This window comes from Arthrobacter sp. CC3 (assembly GCF_039907775.1).
GTDB lineage: Bacteria > Actinomycetota > Actinomycetes > Actinomycetales > Micrococcaceae > Arthrobacter.
The window spans coordinates 24964-45946 of record NZ_JARCCY010000028.1; the positions used below are offsets into that span (position 1 = coordinate 24964).

The following is a 20983-nucleotide window of genomic DNA, read 5'->3' on the forward strand; positions in this document are numbered from 1 at the left end:
CCCTGACGTGGTCCGCCACCGGGGGCGCTATGCGCTGATCAATTCCACCCGCACGCCGTACCAGGCAATGGTGGAGGACCTGCTGTTCATCCGCGGCGTCCTCGCCAACGCGGGCCTGGACTACCTGCTGGTCCGCGGCAACAATCACCGGCCCGTTATTGCCTTGGACTGGGAGAACCGGAAGAAGCTCCGGGACGCGCTGGTTGAGGCATGCCGGGACGAGCCGGTTTACTCCATGACGGTGGATGCCAAGAAGAAATCCTCCGTCCTGGTTGCCGACGGCGAGCTCTCCCCCAACCGCCAGGCACGGATCTTCCGGCTCTACCGCCCGCGCGTGGAACCCGAAGGCGGCTTCGACTTCGGCTCGTCCGCCGGCGTGCAGATCGAACTGTGGAGCTTCGAAGGCAACCAGCTGATCCTGCCGATCGAAAACTCGCTCACCCGCCGCACCATGCTCACCACCGACGCCAAGCGTGGCACCGTGGAGCGGTACGGCCACACCTGGCCCACCATCGAGAACATGTTCGCTGACCACGCCAGCGACATCAGTTTCGATATTGACATGGTGTTTTCCTGGGTGGACGGCAGCTCGCCGGAGTACATCGCGGCACGGCGGGCGCGGATGGCCGGCGTCGTGGTGGGCGAAGGAGATGACCACGAGGCCCGCTTCCGCCAGATCAACGAACTGAAGTACGCCCTGCGCTCGGTGTACATGTTCGCGCCGTGGGTGCGGCGAATCTTCATCGCAACGGACTCGCCCGCACCCGAGTGGCTAGCTGACCACCCCTCGGTGACCATTGTGCGCAGCGAGGAGTTCTTCGCGGACCCGTCCGTACTCCCGACGCACAATTCACAGGCCGTCGAATGCCAGCTGCACCACATTGAAGGACTCTCAGAGCACTTCCTGTACTCCAACGACGATATGTTCTTTGGCCGCGCCGTAGGCCCGGACATGTTCTTCACCCCGGGCGGCGTCACCAAGTTCATCGAGGCGGAAACCCGCATCGGGCTGGGGGACAACGACGCCGAGCGAAGCGGTTTCGAAAATGCGGCCAGGGTGAACCGCAAGCTTTTGTGGGACCGGTTCGGCCGCATCACCACCCGCCATCTTGAGCACACCGCCGCCCCGTTGCGGCGCAGCGTGGTGGCCACCATGGAGAAGGAATTCCCGCAGGAGTTCGCCAAGACGGCCGCCAGCCGGTTCCGGGCGGCGGACAACATCTCCGTGACGAATTCGTTCTACCACTACTACGCCCTGCTGACCGGACGGGCGGTGACCCAGACGGCGGCCAAGGTGCGGTACGTGGACACCACCATGCGGTCCGGCCTGAATTACCTGCCCAAGCTCCTGGCCAAGCGCAACATGGACTTCTTCTGCCTGAATGACGGCAGCTTCCCCGAAGTGGAGGCCGAGGAGCGCGCGGAACTGGTCACGGACTTCCTGGAAAAGTACTACCCCATCAAGGCGCCCTGGGAAAAGTAGGGCGAAAAAGCAGGACGGGTCAGGCCAGGACTGGTCAGCGGCCCGCGCTGATCATGGGGATGGTCTGCGTTGGCGGGTTGCCGTGTTTGGCCTGACGCGGGATCCGGATGCCGGCCGCGGCCAGCCGGCGCTGGGTTTCGGCCGCACTGACCACTTCGCCCACTGCCGCCGCGCTGCCGATCGGCACCACGGAATGCACGATGGTGTGTTCGTACACGTGCACCAGGTTGAAAGCCTGTCCGCCGTCGCGCGGCCGGGTGCCGCCCACGGGGACGTTCAGGTCCTGGGTGTAACAGGTGGCGGAGGCCACCGATACCGGAATACCGGCGAAGGTGGCAGTGGTGGAGTAATGCAGGTGCCCGGCCAGGATGGTGCGGACATCCGAGTTGCGGAGCACTGCAGCGAGGGCCGGCTGGCCCCGGAGTTCGACGAGGACGGCAAGGTCCAGCACTGACGGCACCGGAGGATGGTGCAGGGCCAGGATGGTGCCGTCCGGGGCGGGGGTGGAGAGCTCTTCGGCAAGCCAGTCGAGCTGCGCCTGGCTCAGTTCGCCGTGGTGGAATCCCGGCACGGAGGTATCCAGGGTGATCACCCTGAGTCCGTTGATGAAGTAGCTGTGATCCACCGGTGCGTCGTTGCCGGTCTGGCCAAGCAGCCCGGTCCGGAAATTCTCACGGTCGTCGTGGTTTCCCATGGCCCAGATGACCTGCGCGTTCATTGCCTTGCACGCGGGTTCAACGATGGCCCGGAGTTTCGCATAGGCCTCGGGCTCACCCTGGTCGGCAAGATCGCCGGTGAAAATCACGGCTTCCGGGCGGGCACCTGAGGCGATGACTTCCTCAAAAAGTTGCTTCAGGCGGGCTTCGCTGTCTACTGCGCCATAAAGATGATCCGGACCTCCCAACAGGTGGGGGTCGCTCAGGTGGAGAAGAAAATGACGCGGCCGCGGGTGTTCGGCCTCGATGAGCTCCATTACTGCCTTCGTGGTTGGTTGGAAGCCGGTGCTTCCAGTGTCCCTCTCAGTAAGATCTATCCAACCAGACATTCGGCCAACAATGTGCAAACTCCAGTAGGCATGTTTGAAAATACCGAAAAAACGAGTAGTCCGGCGGACACACTCCGTGCTCAGAATGTGTCCGCCGGCACGTGGTTACTCGGTCCCTGACGGCTTAGCTCAGGTAGCCGTTCGGGTTCAGGACATACTTCGTGGCGGCGCCGGCGTCGAACTCGGCGTAGCCCTTGGGCGCCTCCTCCAGGGTGATTGCCTTGGCATTAACGTTCTTGGCGATATGCACCTTGTCGTTCAGGATCGCCATCATCAACTGCCGGTTGTACTTCATGACGGGACACTGGCCCGTGGTGAAGCTCAGCGACTTGGCCCAGCCCGTTCCCAGGCTGAGGGACAGCGCGCCCTTCTTGGCAGCCTCATCAACACCGCCCGGGTCTCCCGTGACGTAGAGCCCGGGGATGCCCAGCGCGCCGCCGGCTGCGGTGATCTCCATCAGCGAGTTCAGCACCGTGGCCGGAGCCTCCTTGGCGTCGTGTCCGTGGCCCCTGGCCTCGAATCCGACCGCGTCGACGCCGCAGTCGACTTCCGGAACACCCAGGATCTGTTCGATCTGTTCGGCGGGGCCGCCCTCGGACAGGTCGACGGTTTCGCAGCCGAAGCTGCGCGCCTGCGCCAACCGACCCTCATTCAGGTCGCCCACGATCACGACGGCGGCGCCGAGCAGGTGGGCGCTCGTCGCCGCTGCCAGGCCCACCGGGCCCGCACCGGCGATGTAGACCGTTGAACCCACGCCAACGCCGGCACTGACTGCGCCGTGGAATCCCGTCGGGAAGATGTCCGAAAGCATGGCCAGATCGAGGATCTTTTCCATGGCACGGTGCTTGTCCGGGAATTTCAGCAGGTTCCAGTCCGCATACGGCACCAGGACGTAGTTGGCCTGGCCGCCCACCCAGCCGCCCATGTCGACGTAGCCGTAGGCGCTTCCCGGCCGGTCCGGATTGACGTTGAGGCAGATGCCGGTCTTGCGTTCCTTGCAGTTCCGGCAGCGGCCGCAGGCGATGTTGAAGGGAACGGAGCAAACGTCCCCCACCTTGATGAATTCGACGTCGGGCCCCACTTCCACCACTTCACCGGTGATTTCGTGGCCCAGCACGAGGTCTGCCGGCGCAGTGGTCCGGCCGCGAACCATGTGCTGGTCGGAGCCGCAGATGTTGGTGGCGACGGTCTTGAGGATGACGCCATGACGTACTGAACGGCCCACGTTGGCGGGGTTGACGCCCGGCCCGTCCTTGAGTTCGAAGCTGGGATAGTCAATGTCGATCAGTTCGACTTTGCCCGGTCCCTTGTAGGCAACGGCTTTGTTCCCTGTCATCTCTTTCCTCCTGTTTTCACGGCGCCACGAAGGGTGCCCAGTGTGATTCACGAAGTTTTGATGCGCCCTCCCGGGCAGGTATTGACCGGCCGCGCCGTCCGCAGTGCCGCCACCGGGAAGCCGCGGCCGTGCTGGACAGATGGGAGGGTTCGGCCAGTCTAGGCGGTAAGCATACTTAGGAACAGGGGCCGTTGGGCCCTAGCGGCCGGAGCCGACCCGCTCCGGCCGGAGCCGGTCAGGCCAGTGCATCTTCAATGGCGGCGAGGACCTCGGGTGAGTCGGGCTCCACCGTGGGAGCAAAGCGTGCCACCACCACGCCGTCGCGGTTTACCAGGAACTTTTCGAAGTTCCACTTCACGAGGCCGGGAAGGAGTCCGGTCTTAAACCGGGTGAGTTCGGTGTACAGCGGGTGCTGGTCCTTACCGCGCACGTCCGCCTTCGCAGTCAGCGGGAAGGTGACACCGAAATTGCGTTCGCAGAACTCGGCGATTTCGTCGTCGTTACCCGGCTCCTGCCCGGCGAACTGGTTGCACGGGACGCCAAGGACCTCGAATCCGCGGTCCCGGAACTTCCCGTACAGCAGTTCCAGGCCGGCGTACTGCGGCGTGAAACCACATTGGGAGGCCACGTTGACCACCAACACCACGCTTCCCTTGAAGCGGCCAAAATCAGTCTTCGTACCGTCGTTGAGGGTCAGCGGAATGGAGTGGATCGAATTCACGGAGGGCTTCCTTAAGAAACTGGTCATGGCTGTTATTCGTTGACAACGGCCAAGTGTATGGGTTGGTGCCCGGGGTGAGTTCGGCGGCCGGCTTTCAGCCGGTGATAGGAGATGCTGTCACGGCGTGGGGGTGGCTGTCCCGGTTGGCGACGGTTCCGCAGTGGCTGTCGGCTCGGGCCCTGCTGTTTGGGTGAGCGTGGGCTCGGCGGTCGGTGCGAGCGTGGGCTCGGCGGTCGGGGCGAGAGTGGGCTCGGCAGTCGGCGCGAGAGTGGGCTCGGCCGGAGGCGTGAACGTGGGCTCGGCCGGGGGCGTGAACGTGGGCTCGGCCGGGGGCTCAGCCGTCACGGTCTCCGTCGGAGTCGCCGTCGCGGTGGACGGGTCGGTCTGGGTGGGCGACGGCGCTGGCGAGGGCGTTTCAGTGGGTGAAGGAGTGGCTGACGGTGTTGCCGTCGTGCTGCCCGTGGGCGGAGGCGTTGTGGTCGTCGTCGAACTTCCCGGAGTGGCCGACGGCGTCGCCGTCGCACTCGGCGTTGCACTAGCAGTCGGCGAAGGCGTCGCCGAGGCGGAAGGCGTCGCAGTGGCCGGCGCTGAAGGCGTCCCCGGAACGGGTGCTTCCGCGTCCCCGCCCTCCACCGCGTGCGAGGTGCTCGCAGAGACGGGAATGGCCCAGGTGGGATCACCCGCAGGGGCGCCAGCCCCGGGGACGTAACTGATCATGTCGATGTTCCCGAGCTCATCCAGTTGCCTGGTGGGCAGGAGCGTCCAGTCCAACGGGTTCGCATGGACGCCGTTGAGGATGGTCTCGAAATGCAGGTGGCACCCTGTAGATGACCCTGTGGTGCCGACTTTCGCGATGACCTCGCCCACCTGGACGGAGTCGCCCTTCTTGACGGCAATCCCCTCCAGGTGGTTGTAGGTGGTGATCAGCCCGTTGCCGTGGTCGATCTCCACGCGGTTGCCGCCGCCCCAGGGGTGCCAGCCAACGGCCCTGACCACACCGGCGTCGGCCGCGTAGACCCGGGTGCCGCAGGCAGCCGCGAAGTCCTGCCCCCAGTGGAACTCACCCGCAGTAGCGGTCAGAGGGCTGACCCGGAGGCCGAAGCCTGAGGTTTCGGTCAGCACTTCGAGGGGGGCCATCAAGGAACCGGCGGGTGGCCGCCGCGCTTCTTCGGAGGCCACGTTCAGTTCACGCTTGCCGCTCTTGGAGATGGTCCGGATATCGCTGCGGCTATAAGAAATCAGGGCATTCGCATTGGCGTTGATTGCCGCCGGCGCGATGCCCAGCGGTTTCATGAAAGCATCCGGCGCTGCCGACGGCGGCGAGGCGGGCCCCTGGAGGCCCAAGGCAATCACGCCAAGCGTGGAAACGGCGCAGACGCCAAGTATCCGTGCAGCGACGAGGCAAGGCCTGCCGGGATGTTCGTCGTGTCCATATCCCCAGTGATTTCCCACGTGCTGACTCCTGCGATAGGCCCGCCAGACCCCAATCTCGACGGACTTACGATTCCTATGGGAACACAGCCCCTTCCCGTCTGTGAACCCCCAACATCGTGCCGGCCACTACGCTCCCCCGGGATTCCGCCAATTCCGGCCGGAATTCCCAGCTGATTCACAGGTGCCGGGGTTCTTGAGGATCCCCCGTTGCGGGCTCCGGCCGACTACTTGGGACCCAAATGCGCAAGAATGGACCATGCGCAATGTCCTCAGGGAGTGGCGGGCCGAGCTCCGGCAAACATTCACCGGAACGCGGGGTGCAGTGCCGGCCTGGGTGCCCCGGCTGGAAGAGGGTGACGACGCCGGCTATCACCTTCCGGGGTCCGCCGTCTGGGCTGTCCACGGCTCCATGACCACCATTGTGGCGGGAATCCGCGCCCTCCTGATGCAGGCCCTCCACCCGGGCGCCCTTGCCGGCGTCCAGGACCATTCACGGTTCCGCGAGGATCCGCTGGGGCGGCTTGCCGGAACAATCCGCTGGATTTTCACCGTGTCCTATGGCTCCACGTCCGCCGCGCATGAGGCATCCGGATTCGTCCTGCGGCTGCACGAATCGGTGCAGGGAGACTACGTGGACGCCCATGGCATCGCCAGGAGCTACGCGGCCAACGACCCGGAACTGCTCCGATGGGTGCACATCGCCTTCACTGACGCGTTTCTCTCGGCACACAAGATCTGGGGCCGGCCCATCCCCGGCGGCCCGGATGCCTACGTCCGGGAGTGGGCTCACGCCGGGCGGCTGATGGGAGTGGATTCGCCGCCCCTCAGCGAGGCGGAGATGCGGGCACAGCTGGACAGCTGGTACGACGCCGGCGATCTCCGCTCCGATGAAAGGGTGGCAGAAATTGTGGCCTTCATCCGTAATCCGCCGCTTCACCCGTCACTACGGCCCGGATACCGGATGCTGTTTGCCGCCGCGGTTTCAAGCCTCGAACCGAAATACCGGGACATGCTGGGACTTCGGGCGCCTCGGCTGGGCCCTGTTCCGCTTCCGGTGAGGTTCGGCACCAAAGTGACGCTCGCCGTCGTCGGGGTGGCCCTGGGCGGGGTCCGTCCAGGCGGCAGGATGGGACCGAGCGAGCAGGCCGCACGACGGCGGCTTCGCCGTCTGGGATTTGCCGCCTAAGTCCGGAACGGTTTGCCGGTTGGGTCCCGACGGGGATTTGCCGGTTGGCTCCGGAACGCAAAAAGGCCCCGGTCCAAGGACCGGGGCCAATACGCGGAGAATGGGGGATTTGAACCCCCGAGGGCGTTAACCCAACACGCGTTCCAGGCGTGCGCCATAGGCCGCTAGGCGAATTCTCCAGTAGCTTCTGAATCAAAAGCAGATACTAGAATACCTGAACTTCCCGGCATCACCCAATTGGGCCGGATTGAACGTGACGGCTGCACGGCCGGTGGCCGCCCAGACCCCTGCGCCGCAAGGCCAATCCGGCTGACCGAAAGCACCGCTTAACGCAAAAATGGACGCCCCCAATGCGCCCACTCTTCCGGAACACCGTTGAGCTGCCGGGTCCGGCCCTCGCGCCAGGCCCTGCAGCTCACAACCTTGAGTTCAAGTTGAGATTGCCCCAATCGGTGTACATATCCATCGTCCGCTTTGTGCCTTTGATAAGCAAGGGTTCCTACCGCATTATCGGCGGACCGTTACCGACTTGTGGCGTTATCCCCTCTGCGCCGCTGCCCTTCTGCGGGGTACTGAGAAGATGGTTGGATGTCGCAACTGCATGCCCTGGTGACCTACGTTCCCGCAGACCACGCGGAGGCTGTCCTTGCTGCCGTGGGCGACGCGGGCGCCGGGAGGATCGGGAATTATTCACACTGTGCGTTCACCTCCCCCGGCACCGGCCGGTTCACTCCGCTCGCCGGCTCCCGGCCGTTTATCGGCTCGGAAGGCCGGAGCGAGCAGGTCCCGGAGGTAAGGATCGAATGCGTTGTTGACGAAGACATGCTCGACGCCGTCGTGGCCGCCCTCCGCCTGGCCCACCCCTATGAGGAGCCCGCGCTGATGAGCTGGGCGGTCAACGGGCACCCCTCCTCAACAGCCCGGGAGGGGCCCCGGAGGTAGCTGGAGCGGGCAGCGGCGGGCCTCCAGGGGGCCTCCAGGCGCCGATTCGGGGCACACCAAATCATCGGGTAAACTCATTGACGGCCCCTCATGTGGCGTCATCCTGTTGAACTCCCCCAGGACCGGAAGGTAGCAAGGGTAAATGGGCTCTGGCGGGTGCATGGGGGGTCTTTACTATTCCCCCACAGGGCGGCAAACTGTCAGCCCGGATTGGTAGGGTTTTCTCTGTGAGTGTTACAACCGCCCTTTATCGCAGATACCGTCCAGACTCCTTTGCTGACGTTATCGGGCAGGAACACGTCACGGAGCCGCTGATGACGGCGCTGCGCAAGAACCGCGTCAATCACGCCTACCTGTTTTCCGGTCCGCGCGGCTGCGGCAAGACCACCTCGGCACGCATCCTGGCCCGCTGCCTGAACTGTGCCGAAGGCCCCACGGACACCCCCTGCGGCACATGCCCCAGCTGCATTGAGCTTGCGCGCGGCGGCTCCGGTTCCCTCGACGTGATCGAGATTGACGCCGCCAGCCACGGCGGCGTGGACGACGCCCGCGACCTTCGCGAACGCGCCACGTACGCTCCGGTCCGGGACCGCTACAAGATCTTCATCATCGACGAAGCCCACATGGTCACCTCGGCGGGCTTCAACGCCCTGCTCAAGATCGTGGAAGAGCCGCCGGAACACATCAAGTTCATCTTTGCCACCACGGAGCCGGACAAGGTGATCGGCACCATCCGTTCGCGGACCCACCACTACCCGTTCCGGCTGGTCCCGCCCGAGCCCCTCATGGCCTACCTTGAGCTGCTCTGCAACCAGGAAAACGTTCCCGTGGCGCCGGGAGTGCTCTCCCTGGTTATCCGCGCCGGCGGCGGTTCCGTCAGGGATTCGCTTTCGGTCCTGGACCAACTGATGGCCGGTGCCGGCCCCACGGGACTGGACTACGAACTCGCCGTCGCCCTGCTGGGCTACACCCACGCCTCCCTGCTGGACGACGTCGTGGAGGCCGTGGCAGCGTCGGACGCCGCGACTGTCTTCCGCGCCGTGGACCGGGTGATCCAGACCGGCCACGATCCGCGCCGTTTCGTGGAGGATCTGCTGGAGCGCTTCCGCGACCTCATCATCGTCCAGGCCATGCCGGAGAGTGCCCAGTCGATCCTGCGCGGCATGCCGGCTGACCAGATTGCCAGGCTGAAGAACCAGGCCCACAACCTGGGCGCGGCCGAGCTGTCACGGGCGGCTGACGTCACCAACACTGCGCTCACCGAGATGACCGGGGCAACGTCGCCGCGCCTGCACCTTGAGCTGCTGTGCGCCCGCATCCTCCTCCCCAATTCCGAGCAGACCGAACGCGGGATCGCCGCCCGGATCGACCGCGTGGAGCGGCGCCTGAACTACGGCGGGAACGACGTCGGTGCTCCCGCCGCCGCTTCGGCGTCGGCCGCGCCACAGCCGGCAGCACCTGCAGCGGCACCTGTTGCCGCCCCGGCGGCTTCCGCTGGGCCTGCAGCTTCCCCAGCGCCCGCCGCCGCACCGGAACCCGCTCCGGCCGCGCCCGTACAGCCCGCGGCCGTTCAGGCCCTGCCCGTTCAGGCCCTGCCCGTCCAGGCACCGCCGGTTCAGGCACCGCCCGTTCAGGCACCGCCCGTTCAGGCCACCGGCCCCGTGGCGGACGCCGCCGGACGAAGCGAGGCGCCCGCGCGCGAAACCATCACTCCGCCGCGGGTTTCCACCACCGACTGGCCCGTTGACGAGCCGTCCGCGGCAAATCGGGGCACGGCCGGCCACGTTCCCTCCGGCTCCGCCGCTCAGCAGGTCCCGCCTGCGGCTGCTGCGGCTTCCACGCCCGCAACGCCAACACCGGCTGAACCGGCAGCGGCAGAGCGCACACCCCTGAAGTCCGAAGCGGCCCAACCGGCTGCGGCAGGCATTCCTGCAGCCCCAGGTCCCGCCGGCGACGTCGAGGTACTGCGCCGCGCCTGGCCTGATGTCCTGCAGACCCTGAGCAAAATCAAGCGCAGCACCTGGGCCCTTGTGGAACCCAACGCCCAGGTGAGCCAGTTCGACGGCCAAGTGCTCACCCTGGCCTTCACCACGTCCGGACTGGCCGGGGCCTTCGGCCGGGCCGACCATTCGGAAAACCTTCGGCAGGCAATCCACAAGACCGTGGGGATCGACTGCCAGATCAATGCAGTGGCCGGCGGCGCCAGCAGCTCAGCGAGCTCTGAGCCAAACCCAAAAGCACCCGCTAGCCCGGAAGCTCCGGCACTCAGCCAGCAAGCCCCGGCAACGTCCGCCGACGTTGCCTGGGGTCTTGCCCCGGCGCCCGCCGCGCCGGCCGCCGGACCCGCGGTAAGCCCTGCGGTTCAGCGCCCGGCCGCCACGCCTGCCGGCGGTCAGGCCGCGGACACACCTCCGGCCCGTGCCGCCGCCGCAGCCGAACCTGCCGACGCGGTCAACGCGGCCGCCATGGCCAACGCCGCCAGCGCTGCCAACGAGCGTGAGTCCGCGCAGGTCCCCCCGGCACCGCGGCCTCAAGATGACGCGTCCGGTTCCTACAGCTACCCCGACGATGACTGGGGCCCGCCCCTGGACGAAGACGCTCCCCCGCTGGACGAGGAGCCGCCCATGGACTGGGCTCCATCCGCTCCGGCGCAACCAGGTCCGGCGCAGTCCCGCAGGACCTCTCCCGGCGCACCGGAACGTGCACGCACGAATAGCGGGAACTCCAGCGAACAGCCTTCCGGGCGCTCAAGTGCCGCAGACTCTTCACGTGCCGCAGGCGAACTCTCGAACGACGATCCATGGTCCCGTGCGAAGGAAGAGGCTCCGGGCGTCTGGACCGTGGGTGCCGAGTCGAACGTCGGCAAGTCCGTGGAAGATCCGGACCGCGCCGGCATGCCCGTGGTTCCGGAACCTCAGGCGCCCCGGTACGAGCCGGCCACGGCCCAGTTCCCCCGGCCCGCCGGGATGCCTGACGAGGCTTCGACCCGCCAACCGGACGACTCCCCGCACCCGGCCGAAATCCGGCAGCCGGTGGGTGCACTTGCTGATGCGAACAGTTCCGCCGGTGCAGGCTGGGCAACCTCGGCGCAGTATGTTCCGGCCGCGGCCACCGACCCGTCGACAGCAATGGCCGGCCCGGATGTCCGGAGCATCGCGCCCGCGGCTGCGCCGTCGTCATACGCGTCCGCCCCCGCCCAGGCTGCCCCGGCCCCCGCAACCGCGCCCGGCGCGGTGAAGCAAAGCCTGTACCAGCGGCTGTCCAACAGCCCCGAGGCCGAAGCCGGCCGGGCCAAGGCCCCTGCGCGGCAGGCCGAGGCGGTCAAGACCTATGTCCAGGACACACCCAGCCCGGACGACGAAACAATCGAGGAATCAAGCGTGTTTGGCCGCGCCGCCGTCGAGCGTATTCTGGGCGGAAAACTGGTGGAGGAGCGGTCGTTGGACGGCAGCCCGATCGCGCCCCGCTTCTAGACTGCCACTCGGGATATCCGGGAATCCTTCCAACAAACGAGTCAAACGAACGAGGACATTGTGTACGAAGGTGCAGTTCAAGAGCTGATCGACGAACTGGGCCGGCTCCCCGGCGTGGGGCCCAAATCCGCCCAGCGGCTAGCTTTCCATATCCTCGAGGCGGACCCGCAGGACATGAAGCGGCTCGTCGAGGCCATCACCACGGTGAAGGAACGGGTGAAGTTCTGCACGGTCTGCGGCAACGTCACGGAGCAGGAATTGTGCAACATCTGCCGCGACCCGCGCCGGGATCCGTCGGTCATCTGCGTTGTGGAGGAGTCCAAGGACGTCCTGGCTGTCGAGCGCACACGTTCCTTCCGGGGCCGGTACCACGTCCTGGGCGGAGCGATTAACCCCATCGCCGGAGTCGGTCCAGAGCAGCTGCGCATCCGGGAACTCCTTACCCGGTTGAACGACGGCGCCATCCAGGAAATCATCATCGCCACCGACCCCAATCTCGAGGGCGAGGCCACCGCCACCTACCTGGCCAGGATGCTGAAGTCGATCGGCATCACTGTCACCAGGCTCGCCTCGGGCCTGCCGGTGGGCGGAGACTTGGAATACGCCGATGAGGTCACCCTGGGGCGCGCCTTCGAGGGCCGCCGCAACGCCCTGAGTTGATCCGGATAGCGACGGCACACCATGGAACTGTTTCCCGCCATCGTCACTGAACGCCTGGAACTGCGCCTCGTGGCGGAAGCCGACGCCGCCGCGCTCCGAGGATTCCGGGGTCATCCCGGCGCGGTCCGCTATTTGTCGCACCATCCTCTGACGGCGGGGCAGACGGACCGGCTCCTCGCTGAACTCCTGGTCCGTGCTGAACGCTCCACGGCCGATTGGTTCCACTACGCCTGGGCGGTGGTGCTCCGCTCGACCGGCACGGTGATCGGCGACGCCCGCACATGGAACACAGCCGAGCCGCCTCTGCCCGGCGGCATTCCTGCGGACTTTGCCAGCCTCGGCTACCTCATCCACCCGGACCACCACGGCAAGGGGTACGGCAGCGAAGCCGCCGGGGCTCTGGTCCGCTGGCTCTTCACCAGGCGAGGAACGAACGCCATCTACGCCGGCGTCTACGAACCGAATACTGCTTCGCGGCGCCTCCTGGAAGGCCTCGGCTTCGTCCAGGATCACTACTTCACCGCCGCCCAGGATACCCATGGCAAGGGTCTGGCCTCGTGGCGCTACCGTCTTGACCGTACGGCGTGGCACCTCGTTGAAGATGACTAACGGGAGGCCACCATGCGGTCACAATTCAGCGCGGCGCTATTCCCGGCGATAAACTGGGCACATCAGTTACGCCGTCGCGCCGTTTTGGTTGCTTGGCCCCGGAACCCCGATTTGATGCAGTGAGGGTGCGCGCATGAGTATGCCCACTACCGAAGTGAAAACCGAGAACCAGCCCGGCGTGCTGCCTGTCGCTACCGCCCGCACCAAGCAGCTCATCGTGCAAAAGTTCGGCGGCTCATCGGTTTCCGACGCTGACGGCATCAAGCGGGTTGCCAAGCGCGTCGTCGACGCTCAACGGGCCGGCAATGAAGTCGTCGTGGTGGTCTCGGCCATGGGTGACACCACCGACGAACTGCTGGACCTCGCCGCACAGGTCACCGATGCTGCCCCCGCACGTGAAATGGACATGCTCCTCTCCGCCGGTGAGCGCATTTCGATGGCCCTGGTGGCCATGGCCATCAACAAGCTCGGCGCCTCCGCCCAGTCGTTCACGGGCTCGCAGGCCGGCATGATCACCGACGGCATCCACGGCAAGGCGCGCATCATCGACGTCGACCCGCACCGCATCCGCACCGCCCTGGACAAGGGCCACATCGCCATCGTTGCCGGTTTCCAGGGAATGAGCCGCACCACCAACGAGATCACCACCCTGGGACGCGGCGGATCCGATACCACCGCCGTGGCGCTGGCCGCAGCACTGGACGCCGATGTTTGCGAGATCTACACGGACGTGGACGGCATCTACACGGCGGATCCCCGCGTTGTGCCCTCCGCCCAGAAGATCGACCGCATTTCCAGCGAAGAAATGCTGGAGCTGGCAGCGTCCGGCGCCAAGATCCTGCACCTGCGTTGCGTGGAATACGCGCGGCGATTCGGCGTGCCCTTGCACGTTCGTTCGTCATTCAGCCAGAACGAAGGCACCTGGGTCATGCCCGGAGCCGACGACAAGATCAAGACTCAAGAGGGAGTTGCCTTGGAGCAGCCAATCATCTCCGGCGTTGCACACGACCGTTCCGAAGCCAAGGTCACCGTGGTGGGCGTCCCGGACATCCCGGGCAAGGCCGCAGCGATTTTCCAGGTGATCGCCGACGCACACTCCAACATCGACATGATCGTCCAGAACGTCTCCACGCATGGCACGGGCCGGACGGACATTTCCTTCACGCTCCCCATCGTGGAAGGCGCCGACGCCCTCGCCGCCCTCCGTGCCGCCCAGCCGGAAATCGGCTTCGAAAGCATCGAGTACAACGAAAAGATCGGCAAGCTTTCGCTGATCGGCGCCGGCATGCGTTCCCACCCCGGCGTCTCCGCCACGTTCTTCAAGGCGCTTTCCGATGCCGGCATCAACATCAACATGATCTCGACGTCGGAAATCCGCATCTCCGTGGTGACGCACGCCGACCTGCTGGATGATGCAGTCCGGGCCATCCACAAGGCATTCGACCTGGACAGCGAAGACGAAGCAACGGTCTACGGCGGCACCGGCCGCTAAGGCAGGCCCGCCCCGGTCCCAGGACCAGCACTGAAGTACGCCAAAAAGGAACGGCACCGCGGAAATCCCGCGGTGCCGTTCCTTTTGGCGTTGGTGTGCTGCACAACGGGGTCGCAGTTCCGTTGCGCCGCAAGGGGGCTAAGTGATGTCTTCCTTGCGGACTGCGTAGTGGTGTCCCTCAGAGTCTGTCTCTACCTCGAAATGGGCCAGGTCCTCTTCGGAAGCAGCCTCAAAGTCGTCGTGCCTGTGAACAACGGGGACTGTTGGATCACCGCGTGTGGCGGGTCCAAAGAAGAACCGCAGCTTGTCAGTCTTCCTCATAAAGCGCTGTATCGCCTTTGCCACAATTCCCACCCCCTTTCCCTTGCTCGGGTCAAGCAGTGATGCATTGGCCGGTTGGTATCTGTGCCCATATTTTACGCCCGGGGACAGAAAAAGGCCCCGGCCCGCACCCCACTGTGCGGCACCCCGGTTCGCAGACTAGCGCGGTTCGCAGACTAGCGAAGGGACTTGTCCTCCGGATTCCTGGGCACCACGTACGTGCTGCCGTCCGGCCTGCGGATCGTTTCCCACTGCTGGGACTCCGCTTCCCGGCGCAAAAGCAGGGCTTTGTTCTCGTCGGTCATCTCATGGCCGAGGGCACTGCGGTTGGCCGGCCCGAAGATGGCACGGAGCTTGCCGGTGGCGCGCATGAACCTTTGGGAGGCGTTTTCCTTGTTAGCCATTGCGGGTTCCCTTCAGAACGGTCGAGTCCAATCCAGTGTACGCTAATGATTAGCCCACTAACGATTGAGAGGACGCCGATGAACCAGCGCTCGGCCGAAGCCATCGAAGCCCCTGACGAAGACCTCCTGCTGGAACACCAGCTCTGCTTCGCCCTCACGGTAGCGTCCCGTAGCGTCGTGGGCGCGTACAAGCCGGTCCTGGACACCTTGGGACTGACCCACCCGCAGTACCTGGTGATGCTGTGCCTGTGGGAATCCAGCCCCCGCACGGTGCGGGACATCAGCGATGCGCTGGCCCAGGAACCGGCCACCATCTCGCCGCTGTTGCGCCGCCTCGAAGCAGCCGGCTACATCACCCGCGGCCGGGCTGCCGGCAACGAGCGCGCACTGGCCGTGGGGCTGACGCCGAGCGGCGCCGCGCTCCGGCAGCGGGCGACGGCGGTTCCCGGCACCATGATGGAACGCCTGGGCCTGACCCGCGACCAGGTAGGCGCACTACACCAGGCGATGATGAACCTGATCGCCGCCACCAGATCCGCAGCCGAACGGGATGCAGGCGAACCGGACGCAGCCGATCTGGTCGCGGACGGGGATACGGCCGGGGCCTAGCCCCGCCCCGCCCGCCCTGCCCGCAGCCAGGAAGGCAGTGCGGCTGGCAATTACTGCGCTGTTACGCCGACGTTCAGCTGCGTTGTGGGCCCCGTTCCGTACTTGATCAGGCCCACCCAGTTGCCCGCCGCCAGTCCGGCCCAACTGGCAGTGAGCTCACCGGTGGTGCCGTTTTCAATGCTGAGGGGGTTGGGGCTCACCGTCAGGTTTCCCGCGTCACCGCCAAGGACCATCACCTCAACCGAAGCTGCGGTCGCCGCGCCGCCGGGGCTGGCGAACAGGTTGGTGGTCACCTTCCAGTCGCCCGCCACGGGATCCGTGATGGTGACTGCCTCGTTGGCAGCAGGCGTGGCCCCCGGATACAGGAGCCCAGCCGGGGAAACCACGTACAAATCGAAGTCCGCTGCCGGGTTGGCGGAGGTCACGGCAAACTTGGCCAGGGTGGAACCTGCCGCAACAGTGACGATCTGCACGTCGTTCGCGGCGTCCTTGACCCCGGTGTACGGCCCGGGAACCAGGCTGATCGCCGTTGAGTTTGCCTTGGCGAGCCCCTTTACGGTGACGTCGATCGGCTCGGGGCTGCCGGACGTTACCGGAATGACGATGCTGCCCGTGCCGCCGGCGGAGGCGGCATTAACCACCGCCGGCGCAACAGCGGTCACTGAACGGATTGCCACCGGCGCACGGACAGTGGCTTCATCCGAGGTCCAGGTCAGCGATCCGCCAACAAAGGTGTCCAGGGCGGCGCCGGATTTCGTGAATTGCACCGTGAAGGTGGCTTTTTCTCCTTCGGCCAGGGTCAGCACGTCCGGGGTGACCTCAGCCGTGATCCCGGGGACGTCGACTTCCGCGCTGTAGCTTCCGGCCGACAGCGCGGTCACTGTCCGCGTCACGGTTTGCGTGCCCGTGAGCCCGCCGATCGCAATGGAGGGCAGGTTGACGTCCTTGGCGGCCACCGGAGCAACGCCCAGCTGATAGCCCTGGCCCTGCAGGAAACCGAGCCAGTCGCTGGGGCCCGCGTCGTACACCAGCCCCGGCGTTGCCATCCGGGCCGGATCGATCTGTCCGGCACCCTGGGCAAAGACGTCGTGGACGGGAGATCCCTCGGCATCCACCAGATCGTAGGCCGTGGTCATCATCGCTGATTTGACCGTCGCCGGGGACCACAGGGGGTTCTTGCCCAGCAACAGCGCCCCGAGACCGGCAATATGCGGCGCTGCCATGGACGTTCCGGACAGGAACCCGAAGTTCTGCCCGTTGGAACCGGCCAGCGAGACAGCAGCAAGGACGCCCACGCCGGGAGCTGCAATGTCCGGCTTCAAGAGGTCGCTGCTGGCCGCAAGGGTCGGCCCGCGGGAGGAGAACCCGGCGATCTGCGGGACCGGCGGCGGGTCAAGGCCCGTGGTGTCGGTGGACACCAGGCTGGCCGTCAACGTCGCGTCCGCCCCGACCGCCTCCTTGATGGCGGGATCGTCGAGGTGGACCGTGGGAACGCTGTGCAGGTCCACGTCCAGGGAGTTGGTTGTCAGGTTGACCAGGACCATGCCGACGCCGCCGGCCTGGGCCACGGTCATGCTCTTGGCCGTCCGGTCCACCACGCCGCGGTCGCAGACTACGATCTTCCCGGTTGTCTTGGCCGGGTCCAGCGTGCCGGGCGCGCACAGTGCGGCATTGGCGTCGAGGGCACCTGCGGCCTTCACCGTCACCGCGAGCGCGATCGGCGCATCCGCAACCTCAGTGGCCATGATGCTGGCGCCCGCGAACTTCTCTCCGCTGGACAGTTCCACTGTGCCGCGGAGGCTGCTGCTGTGGGTTGAGGCAGCCACGCTGGTAATCCAAGGAGCGGCATGGTTGACGGTGCCGGCCGTCGGTCCGGAGTTGCCGGCCGACGCGGCCACGAAGATCCCGGCCGCTGCGGCGTTCAGGAAGGCAATGGACACCGGGTCCGCAGCGGAGTTGTTGGTGCCGGAGATGGAGTAGCTCAGGACATCGACGCCGTCCCTGATCGCATCCTCAATGGCCTCGACCGCGCTGGAGGCAAAGCAGCCGGTAGTTGCAGGGCTGGCACCCTCCCAGCAGATCTTGTAGATGGCGAGCTTTGCGCCCGGGGCAACGCCCGAACCCTTGCCGAAGTCCCGGCCGCCCACAGCCTGGCTGACATCGGTGTTTCCCGCGGCGGTGCTGGCGGTGTGTGAGCCGTGGTTGTTGATGTCCAGTGGCGAGAACGTTTCCTTCGGCGAGCGCAGCCCCGGCGGTACGCCTGCCTTGAAGGCTTCATCGTAGTACCGGGCGCCGATAACCTTGCTGTTGCACTCTGTTCCGGCGAATTGGACGCCCGCCTCGCAAACGCCCGCGAAATTGCTGCCGTCCGCTTTCAGCATGGTGATCTGGTTTGTGGGCGACAGGTAGGGTTCGCCCACTTGGGGCGCTCCGGCCAGCGGCTTCACCTGTTCGCCGGCAAAGAACGGATTGCCCGGGGTGTAGCCCGTATCCAGGACACCCACGACAGTTCCCTTGCCGGCGTTGGCTGCGCCGGCAAACTGTTGCGCCCAGAGCCCGTCAGGTCCGGGCAGGCCCAGGAACTCGGTGCTGGAGTAGTCAATTTTGTTCAGGCTGTCCTTAACGATAGCAAGGACGCTTCCGTCCTTGCTAAGTGCGCTGGCCTGCTCTGCGGACAGCTCCGCACTGAAGCCGTTCACCGCCAGTGTGTAGCTGTCGTCGATGGCCACGCCCTCCTCCGCGGCCAGCCTGCCTTGCTCTGACTCCAGGTGTGCCGAGTAGCGCTGGGACTCAGCGCTGCCGGCGTCGAGCCTTCTGCCGTTGGACGCTGCCGTCCCGGGGATGCCTTCGATGCCGCCCGTGTAGGCAGCCAGGGGTTTGTCCTTCAGCATCACGATGTAGCGGCCGGCCTCCAGTGACGGCGTGTCTTCCGCCACAGGGTCCGCGGCCGCCCGCACTGGCGCCGCCAGCCCCTGGCCGAACATGAGTGCGATTCCCAACGCGACGGCGGCGCCAAGGCGCATGGCCGGTTTTCTGGTTTGAAGGCGGGAGTCCACAGGCGGGTGAGTCATGATGTACGGCCTCCTAGGTTGCCGGACCGGGGGCATAGCCGGTCCCACCTCCCGGATGCATCCGTCCACGTCGGCGAAACGTGGGCGTGAGGCCATACATCCAGTGATGTGAGAAACATACCGGAGTGGGGCCGCGGAATCGAGATGTTCGGGACAGATTTAATCTCCCGGCCCCCACGGTGCGCCTGGGCCGGGGGCGCACCGCGGCGGCCGGGCCGAACGGCAGGGTTCATCGTGGGGCTGCGGCGATAGAATGGACCAAAATGAGGAGGACCGGTAATGCGTAAGGCATGGATTCACGCGCTCGTTCTGGTATCCGTCGCCGGTCTCGCAGCCTGCTCGCCGGGCGGTGGCGGCCCGACACCTTCCCCCTCGGCCACCTCCAGCATTGCCAGCCCCACTGCCACGCCGTCACCGGACACCGAAACAACGGTCCCGGCACCCTCTCCCCCGCCGTCGTCGGCGGCCGCCACATCAGGGCCGGGCAAGGGGGACGCCGAGCTCGCCATCATGGTCAAGCCGTCGGAATCGGAAGCCGCACTGAACTACACACTCGTCTGTAAAGACGGCGTTCCGACCGACGAAAGCAGCCACCCCTCAGCCGCCGCGGCCTGCACCGCGTTGAAGGACAACCCGGCTGTCCTGAGCCCCGCTCCCCGCGGCACCGACCAGGCCTGCACCCAGCAATATGGCGGCCCGCAGGAGGCCACCGTCACCGGGATCGTTGACGGGTCCCCGGTGGATTCATCCTTCGCCCGCAGGGACGGCTGCGAAATCGGCCTGTGGAATGCGGCCAAGGACATCCTGGGCTCCGCAGGAGGAGTTTCCTAGGCTGATGCAGATTCTGAAGCACGGCCGGCAGAAGGCGCTGCCGGCGGACGCCTGGCAGCACCTCGAAGAAGCCCATCAGGCCCGGGTCAAGCGCTATGCCGACCCCTACCTTGCCCGCCGTTCGGCGGGCAAGAAACACCCTGTTGAGGATTTCCTCTTCACCTACTACACCCAGAAACCCGGCCAGCTCCTGCGCTGGCACCCGGGCGCCGGCGTCGTCCTGACCGGGCCGGAAGCCGCCGCCCGCTCCGGCTGGAAATACTACAAAATGCTCGACGACGGCGGCCTTGCCGCCGCAGGCCTGCCGGCCGGGACCACGGCCGCGACCGTTGACCTCGCCTTGTTCCTGGCCGAGCGCCGGGAAGCGTTGGGGTTCGCCGGGATCATCCTGCGCGGCACCGCGTTGCGGCCCGCCCAGTTTGGCTGCTTCGGCCTGCACGAGTGGGCGATGGTGTACCGCCAGGACAAGTTCGAGCTCCGCCACGAATACCTGAAGCTGCGCCTCGGGGCAGCAGGCACCGACCAGGTGGTGGAGGAGAACCGGATCCGGTGCTCCCACTTTGATGCCTTCCGCTTCTACACGCCCGACGCCACACCCCTGAACGAACTCACTCCGAGCCGCGACAACCAGCGGTCCATGGAGCAGCCCGGCTGCCTGCACGCCAACATGGACCTCTACAAGTGGGCCTACAAACTGGCGCCTGCCCTGCCCAGTGACCTCGTGATGGACTGCTTTGAACTGTCGTGGCGGGTCCGCGCCATGGATATGCAGGCCTCCCCCTACGACCTGGAAGAGTGGGGCTACCCGCCCATTCCGATTGAAACCGCCGCCGGCAAGGCGGAGTACGTTGAATACCAGCGGGGATTCTCCGCCGAGGCGCAGGAACTGCGCGGCCGGTTGCTGGACGCCCTGGCGCCGCTGCTCGACCGGATTGGGGACGGCGGATGACGGCCGGCGCGGACCCGGACGTGGACCTCACGGTCCGGCTGACCGAGGCTCCGGGCGCGCCGGCGCATGAGTTCCGCCTGGTGGTGCGCCGGGGAACGGTGCCGGACACTGCGGCCACCGGCTCAACGGTGCCGGACCCTGCGGCGGCGATTGCCGCCGTCGAACGTTTTGGTGAGGAAGCCTTCTTCACGCCGCGGCGGGCCGACATGCTCTGCACCCAGCAGTACGGCGGCCCGCAGGTTGCCGTGGTGACGGGGATGTTCCATGGCCGCCCGGTCAACAGTCACTTCAGCCTGACCGACGGGTGCGAAATTGCGCGCTGGCGGTCCCTCGCGCCGCTCTTCGGCGGCACACCCGGATCCACCGGCCAGGTCTGAGCGAACAGGCGCACCACACAGGAACGTCCCGGGAGCCTCG

At 66.2% G+C, this 20983-nt stretch carries 18 protein-coding genes, 1 tRNA gene and 1 other RNA gene; 12 read left to right on the forward strand and 8 right to left on the reverse strand.

Annotation, left to right across the window (positions count from 1 at the left end):
• The first annotated feature begins 7 nt into the window (after positions 1–7).
• On the forward strand, positions 8–1483 hold the full coding sequence (locus tag PV761_RS16250) for a stealth family protein (RefSeq protein WP_231511441.1): 1476 nt from the start codon (positions 8–10) through the stop codon (positions 1481–1483).
• Positions 1484–1517: 34 nt separating this feature from the next.
• Here PV761_RS16250 and PV761_RS16255 read toward each other — a convergent pair whose 3' ends face one another.
• From PV761_RS16255 to PV761_RS16270, 4 genes are all read right to left on the reverse strand, one after another.
• Positions 1518–2456, reverse strand: coding sequence for a phosphodiesterase (locus PV761_RS16255; RefSeq protein ID WP_043439880.1), 939 nt, complete (start codon positions 2454–2456; stop codon positions 1518–1520).
• A gap of 196 nt (positions 2457–2652) precedes the next feature.
• Positions 2653–3864: a formaldehyde dehydrogenase, glutathione-independent gene (gene fdhA / locus PV761_RS16260; RefSeq protein ID WP_347898315.1), complete on the reverse strand. Its 1212-nt coding sequence runs from the start codon at positions 3862–3864 to the stop codon at positions 2653–2655.
• Between the two features lie 235 nt (positions 3865–4099).
• Positions 4100–4585, reverse strand: a complete 486-nt coding sequence (locus tag PV761_RS16265) for a glutathione peroxidase (protein WP_347898317.1) — start codon at positions 4583–4585, stop codon at positions 4100–4102.
• Positions 4586–4702: 117 nt separating this feature from the next.
• A complete protein-coding gene (locus PV761_RS16270) occupies positions 4703–6037 on the reverse strand; it encodes a peptidoglycan DD-metalloendopeptidase family protein (RefSeq protein ID WP_347898319.1) in 1335 nt (444 codons plus the stop codon).
• 238 nt (positions 6038–6275) lie between these two features.
• On the opposite strand from PV761_RS16270, the gene PV761_RS16275 reads away from it, so the two are divergent.
• Positions 6276–7205 carry an oxygenase MpaB family protein gene (locus PV761_RS16275; protein ID WP_347898321.1) on the forward strand — a complete coding sequence of 310 codons (930 nt, stop codon included), beginning with the start codon at positions 6276–6278 and terminating at the stop codon, positions 7203–7205.
• Between the two features lie 94 nt (positions 7206–7299).
• Here the strand turns inward: PV761_RS16275 and PV761_RS16280 are convergent.
• A tRNA-Ser gene (locus PV761_RS16280) sits at positions 7300–7384 on the reverse strand.
• 409 nt (positions 7385–7793) lie between these two features.
• Here PV761_RS16280 and PV761_RS16285 point away from each other — a divergent pair.
• The 6 genes from PV761_RS16285 (at position 7794) to PV761_RS16310 (ending at position 14381) form a co-directional block, all read left to right on the forward strand.
• Positions 7794–8147: a hypothetical protein gene (locus PV761_RS16285; RefSeq protein ID WP_347898323.1), complete on the forward strand. Its 354-nt coding sequence runs from the start codon at positions 7794–7796 to the stop codon at positions 8145–8147.
• Positions 8148–8226: 79 nt separating this feature from the next.
• Positions 8227–8323: signal recognition particle sRNA small type (ffs, locus tag PV761_RS16290), an RNA gene on the forward strand.
• Between the two features lie 51 nt (positions 8324–8374).
• Positions 8375–11620, forward strand: a complete 3246-nt coding sequence (locus PV761_RS16295; protein ID WP_347898325.1) for a DNA polymerase III subunit gamma and tau — start codon at positions 8375–8377, stop codon at positions 11618–11620.
• 60 nt (positions 11621–11680) lie between these two features.
• Positions 11681–12280, forward strand: a complete 600-nt coding sequence (gene recR / locus PV761_RS16300) for a recombination mediator RecR (RefSeq protein WP_028272227.1) — start codon at positions 11681–11683, stop codon at positions 12278–12280.
• A gap of 21 nt (positions 12281–12301) precedes the next feature.
• Positions 12302–12889, forward strand: coding sequence for a GNAT family N-acetyltransferase (locus PV761_RS16305; protein ID WP_028272228.1), 588 nt, complete (start codon positions 12302–12304; stop codon positions 12887–12889).
• Between the two features lie 133 nt (positions 12890–13022).
• Positions 13023–14381 (forward strand): aspartate kinase, encoded by a 1359-nt coding sequence (locus tag PV761_RS16310; RefSeq protein ID WP_028272229.1) that lies wholly within the window; start codon positions 13023–13025, stop codon positions 14379–14381.
• Positions 14382–14519: 138 nt separating this feature from the next.
• On the opposite strand, the gene PV761_RS16315 is transcribed toward PV761_RS16310, so the two are convergent.
• Positions 14520–14702, reverse strand: a complete 183-nt coding sequence (locus PV761_RS16315; RefSeq protein WP_156037185.1) for a hypothetical protein — start codon at positions 14700–14702, stop codon at positions 14520–14522.
• A gap of 176 nt (positions 14703–14878) precedes the next feature.
• A complete protein-coding gene (locus tag PV761_RS16320; RefSeq protein ID WP_028272231.1) occupies positions 14879–15106 on the reverse strand; it encodes a hypothetical protein in 228 nt (75 codons plus the stop codon).
• 78 nt (positions 15107–15184) lie between these two features.
• Here PV761_RS16320 and PV761_RS16325 point away from each other — a divergent pair, with 78 nt between their 5' ends.
• On the forward strand, positions 15185–15715 hold the full coding sequence (locus tag PV761_RS16325; RefSeq protein ID WP_347898328.1) for a MarR family transcriptional regulator: 531 nt from the start codon (positions 15185–15187) through the stop codon (positions 15713–15715).
• A 50-nt stretch (positions 15716–15765) separates the two neighbouring features.
• Here the strand turns inward: PV761_RS16325 and PV761_RS16330 are convergent, their stop codons facing one another.
• Positions 15766–18786 carry a S8 family serine peptidase gene (locus PV761_RS16330; protein ID WP_347898330.1) on the reverse strand — a complete coding sequence of 1007 codons (3021 nt, stop codon included), beginning with the start codon at positions 18784–18786 and terminating at the stop codon, positions 15766–15768.
• A gap of 279 nt (positions 18787–19065) precedes the next feature.
• Here PV761_RS16330 and PV761_RS16335 point away from each other — a divergent pair, with 279 nt between their 5' ends.
• Genes PV761_RS16335 through PV761_RS16345 form a run of 3 tightly spaced genes read left to right on the forward strand, consistent with a single transcriptional unit; the run spans position 19066 to position 20943 of the window.
• Positions 19066–19617: an SSI family serine proteinase inhibitor gene (locus PV761_RS16335; RefSeq protein WP_028272233.1), complete on the forward strand. Its 552-nt coding sequence runs from the start codon at positions 19066–19068 to the stop codon at positions 19615–19617.
• 4 nt (positions 19618–19621) lie between these two features.
• Positions 19622–20566 (forward strand): 3-methyladenine DNA glycosylase, encoded by a 945-nt coding sequence (locus tag PV761_RS16340; RefSeq protein ID WP_347898333.1) that lies wholly within the window; start codon positions 19622–19624, stop codon positions 20564–20566.
• Positions 20563–20943 carry a hypothetical protein gene (locus PV761_RS16345; protein WP_028272235.1) on the forward strand — a complete coding sequence of 127 codons (381 nt, stop codon included), beginning with the start codon at positions 20563–20565 and terminating at the stop codon, positions 20941–20943. The genes PV761_RS16340 and PV761_RS16345 overlap by 4 nt, the downstream gene beginning before the upstream one ends.
• Positions 20944–20983 lie beyond the last annotated feature (40 nt).